At 60.7% G+C, this 17,647-nt stretch carries 15 protein-coding genes; 6 read left to right on the forward strand and 9 right to left on the reverse strand.

The window, feature by feature from the left end; all coding sequences use genetic code 11:
• The first annotated feature begins 1 nt into the window (after position 1).
• Positions 2-979 carry a type II secretion system F family protein gene (locus CNX70_RS23030; RefSeq protein WP_096237393.1) on the forward strand — a complete coding sequence of 326 codons (978 nt, stop codon included), beginning with the start codon at positions 2-4 and terminating at the stop codon, positions 977-979.
• Between the two features lie 19 nt (positions 980-998).
• Positions 999-1,931, forward strand: coding sequence for a type II secretion system F family protein (locus tag CNX70_RS23035; protein ID WP_096237395.1), 933 nt, complete (start codon positions 999-1,001; stop codon positions 1,929-1,931).
• Between the two features lie 292 nt (positions 1,932-2,223).
• Here CNX70_RS23035 and CNX70_RS23040 read toward each other — a convergent pair whose 3' ends face one another.
• From CNX70_RS23040 to edd, 6 genes are all read right to left on the reverse strand, one after another.
• Positions 2,224-3,624, reverse strand: coding sequence for a vWA domain-containing protein (locus CNX70_RS23040; protein ID WP_096237396.1), 1,401 nt, complete (start codon positions 3,622-3,624; stop codon positions 2,224-2,226).
• Positions 3,625-3,660: 36 nt separating this feature from the next.
• The gene (locus CNX70_RS23045; RefSeq protein WP_096237398.1) at positions 3,661-4,242 is read right to left on the reverse strand and encodes a TadE/TadG family type IV pilus assembly protein; all 582 of its coding nucleotides are present in this window, start codon (positions 4,240-4,242) and stop codon (positions 3,661-3,663) included.
• The gene (locus CNX70_RS23050) at positions 4,242-4,766 is read right to left on the reverse strand and encodes a TadE/TadG family type IV pilus assembly protein (RefSeq protein ID WP_096237400.1); all 525 of its coding nucleotides are present in this window, start codon (positions 4,764-4,766) and stop codon (positions 4,242-4,244) included. The genes CNX70_RS23045 and CNX70_RS23050 overlap by 1 nt, the downstream gene beginning before the upstream one ends.
• 163 nt (positions 4,767-4,929) lie before the next feature.
• Positions 4,930-5,442, reverse strand: a complete 513-nt coding sequence (locus CNX70_RS23055) for a hypothetical protein (protein ID WP_096237402.1) — start codon at positions 5,440-5,442, stop codon at positions 4,930-4,932.
• A 63-nt stretch (positions 5,443-5,505) separates the two neighbouring features.
• A complete protein-coding gene (gene eda / locus CNX70_RS23060) occupies positions 5,506-6,135 on the reverse strand; it encodes a bifunctional 4-hydroxy-2-oxoglutarate aldolase/2-dehydro-3-deoxy-phosphogluconate aldolase (RefSeq protein ID WP_096237404.1) in 630 nt (209 codons plus the stop codon).
• A gap of 3 nt (positions 6,136-6,138) precedes the next feature.
• A complete protein-coding gene (edd, locus tag CNX70_RS23065) occupies positions 6,139-8,052 on the reverse strand; it encodes a phosphogluconate dehydratase (RefSeq protein WP_096237406.1) in 1,914 nt (637 codons plus the stop codon).
• A 336-nt stretch (positions 8,053-8,388) separates the two neighbouring features.
• Here edd and pgi point away from each other — a divergent pair, with 336 nt between their 5' ends.
• Together pgi and CNX70_RS23075 are read left to right on the forward strand one after the other, a co-directional pair.
• On the forward strand, positions 8,389-10,053 hold the full coding sequence (pgi, locus tag CNX70_RS23070; RefSeq protein WP_096237408.1) for a glucose-6-phosphate isomerase: 1,665 nt from the start codon (positions 8,389-8,391) through the stop codon (positions 10,051-10,053).
• Positions 10,054-10,067: 14 nt separating this feature from the next.
• On the forward strand, positions 10,068-10,964 hold the full coding sequence (locus tag CNX70_RS23075; protein WP_096237410.1) for an SMP-30/gluconolactonase/LRE family protein: 897 nt from the start codon (positions 10,068-10,070) through the stop codon (positions 10,962-10,964).
• Between the two features lie 68 nt (positions 10,965-11,032).
• On the opposite strand, the gene CNX70_RS23080 is transcribed toward CNX70_RS23075, so the two are convergent.
• Positions 11,033-11,986: a chemotaxis protein gene (locus CNX70_RS23080; RefSeq protein ID WP_096237412.1), complete on the reverse strand. Its 954-nt coding sequence runs from the start codon at positions 11,984-11,986 to the stop codon at positions 11,033-11,035.
• A gap of 528 nt (positions 11,987-12,514) precedes the next feature.
• Between CNX70_RS23080 and zwf the strand changes: the two genes are divergently transcribed.
• Positions 12,515-13,987: a glucose-6-phosphate dehydrogenase gene (gene zwf, locus CNX70_RS23085; RefSeq protein ID WP_096237414.1), complete on the forward strand. Its 1,473-nt coding sequence runs from the start codon at positions 12,515-12,517 to the stop codon at positions 13,985-13,987.
• A gap of 87 nt (positions 13,988-14,074) precedes the next feature.
• Complete coding sequence (locus tag CNX70_RS23090) at positions 14,075-14,929, forward strand: SIS domain-containing protein (protein WP_034750862.1); 855 nt, start codon at positions 14,075-14,077, stop codon at positions 14,927-14,929.
• A 130-nt stretch (positions 14,930-15,059) separates the two neighbouring features.
• Here the strand turns inward: CNX70_RS23090 and CNX70_RS23095 are convergent, their stop codons facing one another.
• Entirely contained in the window at positions 15,060-15,431 is a 372-nt protein-coding gene (locus tag CNX70_RS23095; protein ID WP_096237416.1) for a DUF3304 domain-containing protein, read from the reverse strand.
• Positions 15,432-15,469: 38 nt separating this feature from the next.
• Positions 15,470-17,641: a phospholipase effector Tle1 domain-containing protein gene (locus tag CNX70_RS23100; protein ID WP_244198932.1), complete on the reverse strand. Its 2,172-nt coding sequence runs from the start codon at positions 17,639-17,641 to the stop codon at positions 15,470-15,472.
• Positions 17,642-17,647 lie beyond the last annotated feature (6 nt).

Consider the following 17,647-nt stretch of genomic DNA (forward strand, 5'->3'; position numbering starts at 1 on the left):
CATGGACTATAGCTATTACGTCTTCGGCGCGCTGATCTTCCTCGCCGTGGTGCTGTTCATTACGGGCCTGTATCACAGCTGGAACAATGCGCGCGGCCCCGAATCGGAGCGGGTGGCGCATCGGCTGCGGGTGCTGTCGGCCGGTGCCCACGCGGGCGAGCAAAACAACACCATGATCAAGCAGCGCCTGCTCAGTGAAACGCCGGCGCTGCAGAAATTGCTGCTGGAGGTGCCGCGCGTGCATGCCCTGGACCGCCTGCTGGAGCAGTCGGGCCTGAAATGGAGCGTGGCCCAGTGGGCCATGCTGGTGCTGCTGACCTTTCTCGTCGCCCTGGTGGCCATCAGCTTCATCAACCTGCCCTGGCTGCTGCGCCTGCTGGTGGCGGCCGCCTGTGCCCTGCTGCCCCTGTACTACATCGAGCGGGCCAAGGCGCGCCGTTTGCTGCGCATCGGCATGCAGCTGCCCGACGCACTCGACCTGATGAGCCGTGCACTGCGCGCCGGCCATGCCTTTCCCACGGCACTGAAAATGGTCGGCGATGAAATGAACGCGCCGCTGGCCGAGGAATTTCGCATCGCCTTCGACGAAGTCAATTTCGGCATCGCCATGCCGGATGCCCTGATGAACCTGGCCACCCGCGTGCCCAGCACCGACATGCGTTATTTCGTCATTGCCGTACTGATACAGCGCGAGACGGGCGGCAACCTGGCAGAACTGCTTGAGAGCATCAGCCACATTATCCGCGACCGCATGAAACTGCTGGGCCAGGTGCGCGTGCTGTCGGCCGAGGCGCGCCTGTCGGCCTGGATACTGTCGCTGCTGCCATTCGCCGCGGCGGCCGTGATCCACCTGAGCAATCCGACTTTCCTGGCCGTGCTGTACGACGATCCCGGTGGAAAAAAAATGCTGGCCTGTGCTGCGATGCTGATGCTGATCGGCATCCTCATCATGCGCAAGATCATCCACATCCGGGTGTAGTGTCGAGGGAGAAAACATCATGACTACCGTGCAAATAGGATTTCTGGGCTTGCTCTTCATCGCCGTCTTCGCCGGCGCCATGTTCGTGCTGCTATTGGCCATACCCGACCCGCTACGCCAGCGCCTCGACAGTGTGGGTACCAGCGAAGCAGGCGGTGCGCGCCAATGGCTGGCGCACTTCGTCAAGTTCAGCGGACCGCTGGCCCGCCTGTCCTTGCCGGAAGACGGCTGGGAAACGTCCAGGATACGCCTGCGCTTCATGCATGCGGGCCTGCGCCATCCGTCGGCGCCCCTGCTGTACTTCGGCGCCAAGACGGGCCTGGCCATCGGCCTGCCCGTGCTGCTGTTCCTCGGGCTGAGCTTGGCCGGGGTACATAACGATGGCATCAATTTGCTGCTGTGCCTGCTGTTGGCGGCCGGCCTCGGCTACTACCTGCCTAATCTCTGGCTGAACCGGCGCATCCGCCTGCGCCAGCGCGAGATCTTTGAAGCGTTTCCCGACGCACTCGACCTGATGACCGTCTGCGTGGAGGCGGGCTTGGCCATGGATGCGGCACTGGCGCGGGTAGCGGCCGAGATCAGCCTGAAAAGCGGGGTGCTGGCCGAGGAACTGCATTTGCTGACGCTGGAACTGCGCGCCGGCAATTCCAAGGAGCGCGCCTTGCGCAACCTGGGCCTGCGCACGGGCGTCGAGGATGTCGACGCCCTGGTGTCCATGCTGATCCAGGCCGAACGCTTCGGCACCAGCATCGCCTCCTCGCTGCGCGTGCAGTCCGATCAGCTGCGCACCAAACGGCGCCAGCTGGCCGAAGAGCAAGCCGCGAAAATCGCCCTGAAGCTGCTGTTTCCCCTGATCTTCTTCATTTTCCCCTCGCTGCTGGTGGTACTGATGGGGCCAGCGTTCCTGCAAATCTACCGCATCCTGCTGCCAGGCATGGCTGGCGGTAATTAAGACGAGCGTTCCCTACGACTCCCGGCAGCAGCCACTGCCGGGAGCAATGCCTTCCCCCGCCAGCAACGCATCCCTCCCTGCCCTTTCTCGCAGCCTGCCCCTGCCGCAGCACCGCATGCCTGTCCAGTGCTGTGCTGGCGGGCCCGAACAACATGTCCGGCTTGGCCGTATGGCGCCAACTACGCACGTATGCGTCGCAGGCGCGTGCTTGATGCGGTGAAGGCGCCTGCCGCGATGAACCCAAAAAAAGGCCGGACTGCGTGTCCGGCCCTGTTGCCTGCCTGGCGAGCAACTACATGCTGATGCGCAAGATGGCCGAGGCGAGTTTCTCGAAGCACGGTTTGAGCTCGGTGGCATTGGCCGCGTGGCAATAGATGCCCACCGGCTGCGTCGGCGTGGCGCAACGCGCTGGCGCATCCGTCGTGTTGGCCATGCACTTGAGAATACTCTCGCCCGTGTCGCCAGCGACGGGGCCATTGACGGTGGTCAACTGCGTTCCCAGGCCCAGCGTAAATACATACATGCCTTCCGAGCGTGCCTTGGCGGCCATCGCTTCGAGCAGGTTGCGCGAAGCATTGTTGACATTCACCCAGGTCTTGGCATTGGTACTGGTATCGTTGGTCACGGGCCGCAGCGTGGTGCCCGGATAAATGGCGAACTCCTGGTCAGCCAGATTGTGCGCGTTGTACCATTTTGGCAAGGCGGCAGCATCCAGGTTTTTGACGATATCGCTTCCCTGGTAGCACTTTCCCGCAGCCGTCGAACTCTGCATGTTGATCAGCCACAAGCCAGCCGGCGTGCCGGTGGCGGCATCGTTCGTGATCAGCGAGCCGGGCGTGGTGCAATCAGCAGGTTTTTTGAAGGTAAAAACGGAAGAAAGGGTATTCGGCGTGCCGTCGGAAAAAAACACGATGACGCGCAGGCTGGAACGCTGGGCCAGAGGAATGCTGTTGAGCTGGTTGCGCCCATTCCACATGCCTTCGGCGGAATTGGTCAAGCCGTCAAAAACGTATTTGCCGATGTGAGTATTCATGCCCTTGCCGTCCGCCGAGCCGGTCGGCGCATCCGTATCGTTCAGGGCGAAGCCGCGTGTGCTGGTACGTATTGTATTGTCGAGTACAGCGCCATACGAAAAATGAATCAGGGCCATTCGATCGAGGTCCTTGTTAAATTTGGTCAGAAACAATTTCGCACTGCTGATCACGGTCGGCCCCACGGACGCCATCGACCCCGAGGTATCCATCACGAACGCCAGGTCCAGGTCCTTGCGGATGGTTTGCGCCGCTGCGCTGACATTGAGAAAATTGAAGCCCAACACCCGCATCAGGGTCACCGGCACCGATGCCGTGGCCGACGCGTCGACTGTGACCTTGCCCGCGTCAAACGTGATGGTCGGATCGGGAAAGCTGGGCGTGGCACCCAGATAGCCGGTGGGAAAATTGGCGGCAAAGAATTTGCGCGCGGCAGCCTGCGCGCTGGCCCGTTGCGCGGCCTCGCCCACGCCCTGTGTGACGGAACGGGCAGCGGCGATGCTGGCCGCATCGACGGCAGAGTTGAGCTTGGAGCGGACAATGAAACCCAGGCCCGAATCGATGGCCAGGCCCACGGCGCCTATCAGCACGACAAGCGACAATGCCACGACAATCAGAACCTGTCCCTTGGCCTTTTTTCCAGGCGTGTTACGTTTTTTCATGATGCCCTCCAGGTAGCGGATGATGGCGTCCGGATGTCAGAAGATGGTTTTGGCGTACAGGTTGCCGCTCAGCTGCGGCGTTTTGGCGCCGAAGCCCAGGTTCATGCCTGCAAACAGAATGGTCGAGCGGTACAGCGTTTCCACGACATAAATCACTTCGCCGTCAGCGAGCTGGTTGCTCATGGCGTCATTGATGGCCGAGCCGGCGCTGGGGATGTTGCTGCACTTGCCGCTGCCATCGGTGGCCCAGCTGTTGCAAGTCCATACCCGGCTCGGCTGCTGCGCCCCCTTGGTCCAGCGGTAGTGTTCCAGTATGACGTTCGACTTGCCAGGGCCATTGCCCATGATCTTGCTGATGTACATGCTGCCATTGTTGGCCATGTCCAGCGGCGGCGTCGTCATGGCCAGCGCCGTCATGATGGTCTGGGGGTCTTGCGAGGAGCGCGATGCCAGGTTGGCGCCTTCGCGGCTCAGATTAGTCAGGATCATGTCGCCTTGCACGATGCGCGCCAGGTCGAACACGGGGACGGCCAGCATCAGCAAAAATGGCAGCACGAGAGCGAATTCCACGGCGGCCACACCCTTCTGGCGCCGGATTGGCAGTTTGCACGCGTTCATCAGAAGGCCTCGTTGCGCATGGTGGCAGCCACGCTGAAGGTGTATTGGCTGCGTGAGCCGGCACTGGTCTGGTGGCTGGGATTGAGCAGTGCCATCAAGCGCCAGGCGGGCGTGACGACAGGCCAGGTGCAGTTCACCTGCAAGACGACGATGTCGCCGGCGGCGCCAAACATAGTGTTGTTGTAAGCCGATGGCGTTTGCGACACGCCATTGACGACGATGACGGGACTGACCATGCCATACAGCCCCAGCGAACTATCCTTAATTCTTTGCAATACCGCTTCGTAACGCTGCTTGTTCGCCGTGGCGGGGTCGAGGTTGTTTTGTCCCGTGATGGAATAGCGCGCCCCTTCGCGCACCGCGTATTGCATTGTCAAGTTGACCCAGAACATGACCCCCAGTTCCATGATCATGGCGATGAGGAAAAAGAGGAGTGGGGCGACCATGGCAAACTCCACCAAGGCCGCGCCGCGCGGCATTTTTTTCAGGCACAACTTTCCCCTACAGCTGTTTCTAGTCTGCATGATTTACTCGCTTGGACAGGTTGCTCTCGGTCTCGCGCCGAAGTTGCAATAAAGTCAAATAAATTGTTCTTTGTATAATTTAATTTAGGTAATGCCGAGACGAAAGTCAAGGTCTGAATGCGGGTAAATCAGGTGCGCTCGAAAATGCGCAGGGGAGATAAAATTAGCGCGGCAGCAGGCGCCGGTCGGCAGGGTTGAGCAGGAAGCCTTGCAGGATCTCCTGCAGTTGCGGCAATTGCGCCTCGTAGGCGGGAATGCCAAGCTGGCGCGCGCCGAAGTAGTGGGCGATGATGTCGCCCTGCTGCTCCATGTTGAAGTCGGACAGGACGCCGCCGGCCTGCGCGTCGTAGCGGTAGGCGCGCTGCCCAATGTAGCCACCGCGCAGCGCCAGCAGCACGCCATGCAGCAGCACGCCGTAGCCCAGTTGGTACTGCCACACATGCACCATTTCGTGGATGAAGAACAGCTTGCCGCCGTGGCCTTCGCGGGAAAAATCATCGCGGTACTGGGCCGGCATGAAGTGCAGGCTGCCGCGCGGCGTCATCGCCGTGTTCTGGTCCTGCAAGCCGAATGGTAAAAAGGAGCCGCGCACGACGCGCACGCGCGCGTAGTCGATGGCGCCCTGGAAGACGCTGCGGGCCATGGCGGTTTCGCCGATGGTGAGGGGGCGGCGCAAGACTCGCATCAGAAGAAGAGAAGAAAGCGCGGCAGGCATGCAAGCCTGCCGCGCCGGTACCGCTTAAACCGAACGTAAACCGCTGGCTGCTTTCGCGATTTCCGTGATGCGTTCCCAGTTGCCGGCCGCAATCGCGTCTTTCGGCGTCAGCCATGAACCGCCCACGCAGGCGACGTTCTTGCATGCCAGGAACTGCGACGCTGTCTCTTGCGAGATGCCGCCCGTCGGGCAGAAGGTGATGTCCGGCAGCGGGCCGTAGATGGCGTTGAGCATGCCGATGCCGCCGGCCGGCACGGCCGGGAACAGTTTCAGCTGCAGGAAGCCGTTTTCACGCGCCGCCATCACTTCACCGGGCGTCATCACGCCTGGCAGCAGCGGCAGGCCGCTGCTTTTCGCCGCCGCCACCAGGGCCGACGTCAGGCCAGGCGAGACGCCGAAGACGGCACCCGCATCGCGCGCCTGGACGAATTCCTCGGGACGGGTCAGCGTGCCGACGCCGACGATGGCGCCCGGCACGGCCGACATGGCGCGGATCGCTTCGAGGCCGTGCTTGGTGCGCAGGGTCACTTCCAGCACGCGGATACCGCCCGCCACCAGCGCGCGCGCCAGCGGTACGGCGTGTTCAGGATCGTCGATCGCAATCACGGGGATCACGCTCGAAGTGCGCATAATTTCCAGTAGTGTCATGGTCATCTCTTATTTCCTAGCCAAAAAGTCTTCATCGGAACCCGGTACGATATCACCGACATTGTCGGCGTCGTGCAAGGCGACGGTGGTGGGAATCGGCGACGGCAGGCCGAAGGTGGTGGCACCCTCTTCCGCCGCGCTGACGGTGGAACGGAACATGGAAAACAGCTCGCGGCCCATGCCGACGTGGTTCGGCGACAGGTCGGTCGTGACCAGCGAACGGGCGTGCCAGACGTCGGCCGGCACCAGCGCTTCCAGGACGCCGGTAAACGCGTCGAGGCGGATGATGTCGCCGTCGCGCACCAGGCCCAGCGGGCCGCCGGCGAGGATTTCAGGCGAGACATGGATGGCGGCCGGCACCTTGCCCGACGCGCCCGACATGCGGCCATCGGTAACCAGCGCCACGTGGCGGCCCGCATCCTGCAGGTTGGCCAGCGCGGGCGTGAGCGCATGCAGTTCCGGCATGCCGTTGGCGCGCGGGCCCTGGAAGCGCAGCACGGCGACGAAGTCGCGGTCCAGCGTGCCGGCCTTGTAGGCGGCCATGAACGCTTCCTGTGAATTGAATACCAGGGCCGGTGCTTCGACCGTGCGGTGCTGCGGCTTGACGGCCGAGACCTTCATCACGGCGCGGCCCAGGTTGCCTGCGACGAGGACCATGCCGCCGTCCGGCGCGAACGGGTTCGAGGCGGGGCGCAGCACGTTTTCGTCGGCGCTGGCGGCCGGTGCATCTTTCCAGAAGACCTTGCCGTCTTCACCGAGGAAGGGCTCCATGCAGTGCGCGCGCAAGCCATGACCGAGGATGGTGTTGACGTCTTCGTGCAGCAAGCCCGCATCGAGCAGTTCGCGGATCAGGTAACCGGTGCCGCCGGCCGCGTGGAAATGGTTCACGTCGGCGTCGCCGTTCGGGTAGATGCGCGTGAGCATCGGCACGATGGCCGACAGTTCGTTGAAATCGTTCCAGTCGATGACGATGCCGGCCGCCTTGGCGATCGCCACCAGGTGCAAGGTATGGTTGGTCGAACCGCCCGTGGCCAGCAAGCCCACGACGGCGTTGACGATACATTTCTCGTCGACGATATGGCCGACTGGCAAGTAATTGGTGCTTTGCGCCGTGATGACGGCAGCGCGCTGGGCGGCAGCTTTGGTCAGCGCATCGCGCAGCGGGGTATTTGGCGTGATGAAGGCGGCGCCCGGCAAGTGCAGGCCCATCACTTCCATCAGCATCTGGTTGCTGTTCGCGGTGCCGTAGAAGGTACAGGTGCCGGCGCCGTGGTAGGCTTTCGATTCGCCTTCGAGCAAGTCTTCGCGCGTGGCCTTGCCTTGCGCATACAGCTGGCGCACCTTGGCTTTGTCCTGGTTCGACAGGCCCGACGTCATCGGACCGGCCGGCACGAAGACGGCGGGCAAGTGGCCGAAGTGCAGCGCGCCGATCAGCAAGCCCGGCACGATCTTGTCGCACACGCCCAGGTACAGGGCCGCATCGAACATATTGTGCGACAGCGCCACGGCGGTCGACATGGCGATGGTGTCGCGCGAGAACAGCGACAGTTCCATGCCCGGCTGGCCTTGCGTTACGCCATCGCACATGGCGGGCACGCCGCCGGCGAACTGGGCCACGGCGCCCACTTCGCGCACGGCTTGCTTGATAATCTGCGGGAAGCCTTCGAAGGGCTGGTGCGCCGACAGCATGTCGTTGTACGAGGAAACGATGGCCACGGACGGCTTCTTGTATTCTTTCAGCGACAATTTGTCGTTGACGGGAAAGGCGGCAAAGCCGTGCGCCAGGTTGGTGCACGAGAGGGCGCCGCGCTGCACGCCCTGAATGCGGGCCGCATCCAGATGCGCCAGGTAGGCGCCGCGCGATGGCCGGCTGCGCGCGATGATGCGCGCTGTTACGGATTCGACTACTGGATGCAGCGCCATATGGATTTCCTTAAAAATGAGTATTTCGTGAAATTTTACTACAAAATGCTGAAGAAGAAGCGCTCTTGCATGGGCCAACAACAGAAATAAGCCACAAATTGCGGCATGTCAAAGCCAAGCCAGGCAATATCGCGTATCCGCAGCTGCCAACATATCTCTTATATATGGCTGCTGCAATCGCTAAAAAAAGCACAACAAAATCGGCTTCACGTCACAAACTGTAGTGAAATTACGTTTTTGTGATGTATTATTCTCATACCAACGCCGGATCCGCTGTTCGCCACGACGAACGCGCCGCGCTCCTTTCAACCGAGACAAGCACCCAAGCCGACCGCCATGCGCCAGCCAGCACCTACTCCTGCCATCACCGCCACCGCCAGTTTCCAGTCCCTGCAAGCGCACAGCGCCAGCCTGCGCGAAGTGCATCTGCGCGAGCTGTTCGCTATTGACCCCGCACGTTTCTCGACGATGACGGTCGATGCGGCAGGACTGCTGCTCGATTACTCGAAGAACCGTGTCGACGCCAGCGCCATGGCGCTACTGATGGACCTGGCGCGCGAGCGCGGCGTGGAAGCGCAGCGCGAAGCCATGTTTACAGGCGAGAAAATCAATCTTACCGAACATCGGGCCGTTCTGCATACCGCCTTGCGCGCGCCGCGCGGCACGAAACTGGTGGTCGATGGCCAGGATATCGATGCCGACGTGCAAGATGTGCTGCAACGCGTCAAGGCGTTTACGGACAAGGTACGCAATGGCAACTGGCTCGGCCACACGGGCAAGCCGATTTGCGACATCGTCAACATCGGTATCGGCGGCTCGGACCTGGGCCCGAAGATGGCTTGCCTGGCGCTGCGCTCGTATGCCAACCCAGGCCTGGAAATGCACTTTGTGTCCAACGTCGACGGGCACGACATGGAAGCAACCCTGTCGAAAGTCGATCCGGAAACGACGCTGTTCATCGTGGCCTCGAAAACCTTCGTCACGGCCGAAACCATGCTCAACGCCAATACAGCGCGTGCCTGGTTCCTGCTCGAAGGCGAAGAAAAGGACCTGGCCCAACATTTTGTGGCCGTCTCGACCAACACGCAAGCCATCGTCGACTTCGGCATTTCGCCGGACAACATGTTCCCGTTCTGGGACTGGGTCGGTGGCCGCTATTCCGTCTGGTCGTCGATCGGCCTGGCCGTGGCCCTGTCCGTGGGCTTTGAATACTTCAGCGATTTCCTCGCCGGCGCGCATGCGATGGACCAGCACTTCCGCCAGGCACCATTGGAACAGAACATGCCCGTGGTGCTGGCCATGGTGGGCTTCTGGAACCGCCAGTTCCTCGATTGCGGCTCCGTTTCCATCGCGCCGTATCACCAGGACTTGAGCCGCTTCGCCGCCTATCTGCAACAGCTGGACATGGAAAGCAACGGCAAGCGCGTCACCAAGGATGGCGTGCCCGTCGACGTGCCGACCGGCCCCGTCATCTGGGGCGATTGCGGCACGAATGCGCAGCACGCGTATTTCCAGCTGCTGCACCAGGGCACCGATATCACGCCCATCGACTTCATCGCCGCCCTGCGCGCCACGCACGACTTGCCAGGCCACCACGACGCCCTGCTGGCCAACTGCTTCGCCCAGTCGGAAGCCTTCATGACGGGCAAGACGGGCGAGGAAGTGCGTCTTGATTTGCAGGCGCAAGGCTTGCCGGAAAGCGAAATCGAGGCGCTGGTGCCGCACAAGACCTTCCCCGGCAACCGCCCCAGCAACACCATTTTGATGGACCAGCTGACCCCGACCACCCTGGGCGCCCTGATCGCGCTGTACGAACACAAGACCTTCGTGCAGGGCGTCTTGTGGAACGTCAACAGTTTCGACCAGTGGGGCGTGGAACTGGGCAAGGTGCTGGCCAAGAAAATCCAGGCCGAACTGACGGGTGTAGCCCGTCCCGACCACCACGACAGCTCGACCAATGGCTTGATTGCCCTGGCGAAAGCCGCCAAAGCGGCGTATTAATTTAATTGAGGTTTATGAATATTTACGAAATCAAAGTAGTCAGCGACAAGCCCATGCAAGTGGGCGAATGCCCGCTATGGCATGGCAAGGAAGCGGCCCTGTACTGGGTCGACATCGATGGCCGCGCCGTACACCGCTTGCACCCGGCCAGCGGCCAGCATGAACAGTGGAGCATGCCGACGGAACCGTCGGCACTGGCCATCAACGCGGGCGGCGGCCTGATCGTGGCCTTGCGCAGCGGCTTTGCCCACCTCGACACGAAGACGGGCAGCCTGGCGGAAATCGCCCCGGCACCGTTCGACATGGCCACCACGCGCTTCAACGACGGCAAGGTCGACCCTGCCGGCCGCTTCTGGGTCGGCACGATTTTCGAGCCGCGCAGCGCCGATGCGGCGGAAATGTTCGTGCTGGAAAAGGGACAAGTGCGCAAGGTCTGGTCCGGCGGCATGACCGTGTCGAACGGCCTGGGTTTCAGCCCGGACGGGCGCACCATGTACCACGCCGATACCACCACGCACCGCATCGACCGCTTTGATTTCGACGCAGCCACGGGAGCCATTTCCGCGCCGCAACCATTCCAGCGCTTTTCCACGGACAAGAAAGCGTTTGATTACGGCGGACGCCCCGATGGCGCGGCCGTCGACAGCGAAGGCAATTACTGGTCGGCCATGTTTGAAGGCGGCAAAATTTTACGCTTCGCCCCCGATGGCCATGTACTGGGCGAAATTACCGTGCCCGTGCGCTGCCCCACCATGCTGACGTTTGGCGGCCCCGACCTGCGCACCTTGTACATCACCAGCGCCAGCCACAACCGTTCCGCCGCCGAACTCGCCGACCACCCGTTGAGCGGCCACGTGCTGTCCGTGCGCGTGGACGTGGCGGGCCAGCCGGAAACGCCGTACCAGGCGTAACACGGCCAGGCATGAAAAAGCGCCGGCACCCGCGAGGGTCCGGCGCTTTTTACATGCCAGCACAAAATTTAGCGGGCCAGCACTTTGCGGATGGTGTCAGCCAGTTCCGCTGCCACAAACTTGGCCACATAACCATCGGCGCCCACGCCCTTGACGTGGTCTTCGTTGGTCGAGCCCGTCAGCGACGAATGGATCACCACGGGGATGTTGGAGAAGCGGCCATCGTTCTTGATGTTGCGCGTCAGGGTAAAACCATCCATTTCCGGCATTTCCAGGTCGGTCAGCACCAGCGCGACCTTGTCTTTCGCCGTCTTGCCTTCGGTCGCCGCCTGGGCCGAGATCGCCTGCAGGCGTTCCCACGCTTCCTTGCCCGTCTTGGTCATGATGAAGGGCACGCCCATCGCTTCGAGGCCCTTCTCGATCAGCGAACGGGCCAGCGAGGAATCGTCGGCCGCGAGGATCACGGCGCCGGCCGGCAAGCGCACTTGCGGGCCGATACTGTTCTTGTCCACGTCCGGGTCGCCCGACGGCAGCACGTCGCGCAGGATTTGCTCCACGTCGAGCACTTGCGCCAGGCGCGTCTTGTCCGTGTCGCCATCGAGGCGCGCGATGCTGGTGACGAGGCCGCCACCGACGCTCGATTCGGCCGACAGCACCTGATTCCATTCCAGGCGCACGATTTCATCGACCTCTTCCACGGCAAACGCCTGTGTCGAGCGGGCAAATTCGGTCACCATCAGGATCTTCAAGCCGCTGCTCTTGCAACCGACCGCCATCGGCAAGTCGATCACGGGCACGATCTGGCCGCGGATATTGACCACGCCCAGCATGTGCGGGTGCGACCCGGCCACCGCCGTAATGACCGGCATCTCCATGATTTCACGTACCTTGAACACATTGATGCCGAACAGTTCGCGGCTGGTCGAGTGATCGCTGGTGCCCAGCTTGAACAGGAACAGTTCGAATTTGTTATTGCCTGTCAGGCTGGTGCGTTCATCGACATCTTGCTGCATTGAATTCATTGTGTCCCCTTAAGCCGTCTTGTAAAGTTAAGTCTGCCTACCCGTGATGCTGCGAACAGTGCGGACTGCACGTCGCACAGACGTCGGATGGCGGGTTCGGGGCATGGCCGGCGCTAACGGTGCAGTGCAGTACAACCAATAGTTGCTATCGATTTCAGCTTGAATTATACGTTTTTTTACTTTCCTTAAAGCTACTTTACGCTGCTAACGGCGATCCTGACAGCATTTCTTGATTTGCTTGTTGCTACAGCGCAAATGATGACGGAGGGAACCGAAAATTTCCCTGGCAACCATGGTTGCTTTGAAAAGCCCTGCGCCAGCGAACGGCATATAATGGTCCTGCCGACGCCGCCTGCCAGCATACCGGGCAAAACTGCGACGCCAGTGAATGGAATGTAGTAAAATTTCTTGCAATTGCCTGTTCTACGTAGTAAATTTACACCACAGAATGATAGTAGCGACAGACTGGCACTTCCGGTCGGCCTCCTCCCCGCTCCGGCTCTTTTACTTTTGCGACGACACTCACTTATGGCACTTACCGATTTTGACCTGGTCCTGTTTGGCGGCAGCGGCGATTTAGCAATGCGCAAGTTGCTGCCTGCAATGTATGCGCGCGACGTCGCGAACGATTTGCCGCCGACGGCGCGCATCATCTGTGTGGGCCGCCAGGACAGCGGCCAGGATGCCTTCCTGAAGATGGTAGAGACCAACTCGCGTCCCCACATCAAGGCCAGCACCCTGAATGCCGCCACCTGGAGCAAATTCTGCGCGCGCATCGTGTATGTGTCGCTCAACGCCAGCGATGCAACAACGTATGCGCCGCTGGTCGAAGCGCTGCGCGGCGATGCCGAGCTGACCCGCGTGTACTACCTGGCGACGCCGCCGCACTTGTTTGCCTTGATCTGCGACAACCTGGAAGACAATGGCCTGGTCACGCCGAATTCGCGCGTGGTGCTGGAAAAGCCGCTGGGCCGCGACTTGGCCAGCGCCAAGCAGATCAATGCCGAAGTGGGCAAGGTCTTCCAGGAATCGCAGATCTACCGTATCGACCATTACCTGGGCAAGGAAACCGTGCAGAACTTGCTGGCCCTGCGCTTCGGCAATATCCTGTTCGAACCGCTGTGGCGCCGCGAATGGATTTCCGACGTGCAGATCACCATCGCCGAGAAACTGGGCGTGGGCAACCGCATGGGTTACTACGACACTTCGGGCGCGCTGCGCGACATGCTGCAGAACCACTTGCTGCAACTGCTGTGCATCGTCGCCATGGAACCGCCGACCTCGATCGCGCCGGACGCCGTGCGTGATGAAAAGCTGCAAGTGCTGCGCTCGCTGAAAAAATTCACGCCCACCACCCTGGCGCAAAACATCGTGCGCGGCCAGTACCGCGCCGGCCACGTCGATGGCGCCACCGTGCCGAGCTACCGCGACGAGCCGGATGCACCGGAACATTCGCGCACCGAAACCTTCGTCGCGCTGAAGGCGGAAATCGACACCTGGCGCTGGGCCGGCGTGCCGTTCTACCTGCGCACGGGCAAGCGCATGGCCGACAGCCTGGCCGAAATCGTCGTGCGCTTCAAGCAGATCCCGCACTCGATCTTCAACCAGCCCACCTCCAGCTTCCAGCCGAATTGCCTGGTCATCCGTTTGCAGCCGGACGAAGGCTTGCGCATGAACCTGATGGCGAAAACCCCGGGCGACGGCATGCGATTGAAACCGGCGGAACTGGAACTCGATTTCCGCGAATCGTTCAAGACGCCGCGCATGGACGCCTACGAGCGCCTGCTGCTCGACGTGCTGCGCGGCCAGCTGACCCTGTTCATGCGCGGCGACGAACTGGAAGCGGCCTGGGAATGGGTCGAGCCGATACTCGACCACTGGGAACAGAACGACAGCGCGCCGATTCCGTACACGGCCGGCACCTGGGGCCCGGCCGCGGCCAGCGCCCTGATCGGCCGCGATGGCTTGCAGTGGCGTGAAGAAGCCTTACCTGAGGATTAACAGGCAAGACAAGGGCCTGCCCACAGATGGGCAGGCCTTTTACCTATTATCCCGACACTCCTGAACACCTACCAGAAGACTACCCTGATGCTGCTTGACTCCATCCGCACCCAGCTCGATTCGCTCTCCAAGTCGGAGAAGAAGGTCGCGCTGGCCGTGCTTGACCAGCCGAACCAGACGGTCAGCCAGAACATCACGGCGCTGGCGAAAAGCGCGCAGGTGTCGGAACCGACCGTGGTGCGCTTTTGCCGCACCCTGGGCTATGACGGCTGGCATGAATTCAAGCTGAAACTGGCGCAGGGCCTGGCCTTGGCCATGCCGGGCGCGAACGAGCAGCCGGCGCAGGACGACCTGGCGGCCGACCTGGTCAACAAGATTTGCAGCCGCTCGATCAACACCCTGCTCGACCTGCGCAACAACCTGAACCCGGAAGCGATCCAGCGTGCGCTCGACATCCTGTCGCGCGCCAGCAAGATCGAATTCTATGGCCAGGGCACCTCGGGCATCGTGGCGGCCGACGCGCAGCACAAGTTCTTCCGCTCGGGCGTGCCGACGGTGGCCTACAGCGATCCGAACATCCACAGCATCGCGGCAGCCCTGCTGCGCGGCGGCGACTGCCTGGTGGCCATCTCGCAGCGCGGCAACAGTCCCGCCCTGGTCCGCTCAGTAAAACTGGCGCGCCGCGGCGGCGCCGACGTCGTCGTGCTGGCCCCATCGGGCACGCCGCTGGCCGACCTGGCGACGGTGCTGATCCCGATCGACCTGGTCTTCAACACCGATCCCTACACACCGATTTCCGCGCGCCTGGCCTACCTGGTCGTGATCGACGTGCTGGCCGTGGGCCTGGCCCTGCAGCGCGGGCCTGAATTCCGCAAGAAGATGCAAAATGCACAGAAGGCCTTGCAGGAATTCGACATGCAGTTCGATTCCTTCATCGGCTGACCTCTCATCGGCTTCAGCCTCGCTGGAGCCGCCCCTTTGCGCGACAGACATCAAGGCATATCGGCAGGTTTTCCGGAATGAAGAATAGGATGAGTTTTGGCACTCCCTCCGGCATTTGACACAACAACCCTCACCTCATCATGGGGAAGAAATGCATATAGATATCTCCCGGCTCATCGTATTTTTCCACTTCCACCATTTTTTCTTTGACAACATCGGTATGCCCCTCAGGCATATTCCACCGCACCAGCACCATCATCCCCGGATACCACACTCGCGGAATAGAAGTACAACAAACCTCGGCTCCCCCTGCTCCCCATCTGGCCATATTGGCGCCTCCCGCCCCATCCACCGATGCGGAGTAAATAGACTCCCCCGTATGGTTCACGATACCTACCTGCGCCCCTGCCGTAGGACTTGGGCCTGCTTCCTCAAGCTGCCGGGCCTTGAGGGCGCAGCCGCTCAGTAGCAATGCAACGCCAAGACAAATAATCCACTTCATAATTTTCCTTTCTGCTCCAGCCGCGCTGAAGTCACGCCTTATGCGAGCGCCTCGATCCGGGTTGCAGAACGCTGCTGCGCCAGGTACATCTCTTCATCGGCTTTGGCTTGCGCAATATCCTGTATCAAGTTATCACTCCACACGAATTCTTCCGGTGCTTCTTTCGCCTTGATGCCGGCCGTCGGCATGCGCTGCAGTTCCTTCTCGTGCACGCTTTTCCGGAAGAAGCCGCTTTGCGGGGAATAGCCTCGGCGCAGGATATAGCCGCCACCCTCGCGCCGCGTATAGGTTTGCGTGGTGATCAGCCTGCTACGCATGTCGGCGCTGTCGGCATCCGTACGGATCGGGTAAGGCGTGCCGTACTGCGCTTCCTTGACCAGTGCCTCCTCTTCCGGTGTCAATGCTTCGCCATTCTTCTGTTTCAGTTGCGCGGCTTCGGTCTTCCGGCTGAGCTCATACGCGCGTTTATAAAAGCCTTCTTTAGGCGGTTTATTGGCGAACGAGGCGATCCTGGCGCGCTTGTCGTATTCCGTCACTTCACCCGCCATATAAAAGCCGGCCAGGGAATCATGTACATAATCGTCAAAAAACCGCATCACTTCGGGGGGCAGCGGTTTGGGGTGATCGAATATGTCGAGCGCAAATTCTTCCCATTTATCCAGGGACGTGTGATTCTGGGCGCGAAAATATTGCCAGTGATTCATTCGCTGGCTATCCCGGGCGCTGAACGGTTGCCCTTCATCACCATGACGGAAGGCTTTGCGCACGCGCAGCGCTTCCAGATCGCCTGCCAGCAGGCGGTTGTAGGACCCCAGATCCTCCCGCTCTTGCGCGTTGGCCGCCTTGAAGCTGGTCGTGGCTTCCAGTGTCTTGACGCGCACGGCGCGCCAGCGGTAATACAGCTCCATGTGCTTGCTCAGCAAATCGCCTTGCTTGTTCAGCTCTGCGGTGTACGCTTCCCATGCGCGGGCAAGCTCTTGACTGACCTGGAAATCAACTTGTACCGTAGCCTCCAGTTCGCTGAACGGTCTCAAAGGTACGCCCTTGAGGCGCGCCTCTTTGAACATATGCGCCAGCGGGATTTGCGACAGCAAGGCCGCTTGTCCGCCGCGCCCCTTCCCTTGTTCTCCCGGACCATAGCCGCCTCCCACGTCGGAGTGCACGCCTGGGAAATACACTTCCTCAATATTGCCTTTCAGGCGCGTGACGGGGAAATTCATGCGCTGTTCATGCGCGGCAATGCAATGCAAGCCGGCCTGGACGCAGGGCGGTAACGGCTTGAGCAATTCGTTGGCCCAGGCCCAATGGCCATCGAACATCGCGCCAGGCGCGATCGTGGTTTGCGCCACCGACCCCGAACTGCCCACGGTCGCCACCGTGTCGAAGACGCCAAGAAAATCGATGATGACGGGGATGCCGGCAAACTTCTGCACCTTACCTTCGCCTGGCGTGAGCAAATCGGCAAACAGCTGGCAAAACGCTACCGCCTCGGCGGCACCACGCGAAAAACCGAACACGGACAAGGTCAGCGATGGAATATACGGCCTCGGCTGTGCCGCCATTGCCGCCCTTAGTTTTTCAATATGCTCAGCGAACCATTCAGAATGGGTCATAAAGCGCTCCCTCCCAGTTGACGGATGCGCTACCTTTTTGCGGCCTACGGCATTATCATAAGTACGTGCGAACTCGCCGGCTTGATCATCTTTATATAATGGATTTCCTTTTGCATCAATAATTGCATGCAATGAATTTACAACCTGCAACAGTCCCCATATAATGCGCGACTGCCCCCCTGCTGCAAAAGCCTTCCCTTCGTCCGACTCAGTCAATTCACCAATTTCCTTAAATGGCGTCCCCACTCCAGGAATATAATATCGGAAATAACCGGCACTCCGCTTATCAGATGAAAAACTAGAAAATAGACGTGCCACATTGCTATGACTGGCATCACTGGCGTCTACCACAACATTATTTATAGATGTTGGCTTCTTTGTTTTTGGATCGAGCACACCTGTTCTCACCCCATTTTTATCGCGCTCCAGGTTGTTATTTGTTCCGTCAAAAAAGAGTCCGACTTTCACCGGAATACTACATGTTCTTTCACCTTTACCGTCACATCCAGCCAAAGAAATTTTTGATTGCTCAAGCGTAGATGATTTAAGAAAAGAAACAACAGGGAAGGGTGCAAGAGTGGGAGTTTCACTAATCACAATAAA

The organism is Janthinobacterium svalbardense, assembly GCF_002327145.1.
Lineage (GTDB): Bacteria > Pseudomonadota > Gammaproteobacteria > Burkholderiales > Burkholderiaceae_D > Janthinobacterium > Janthinobacterium tructae.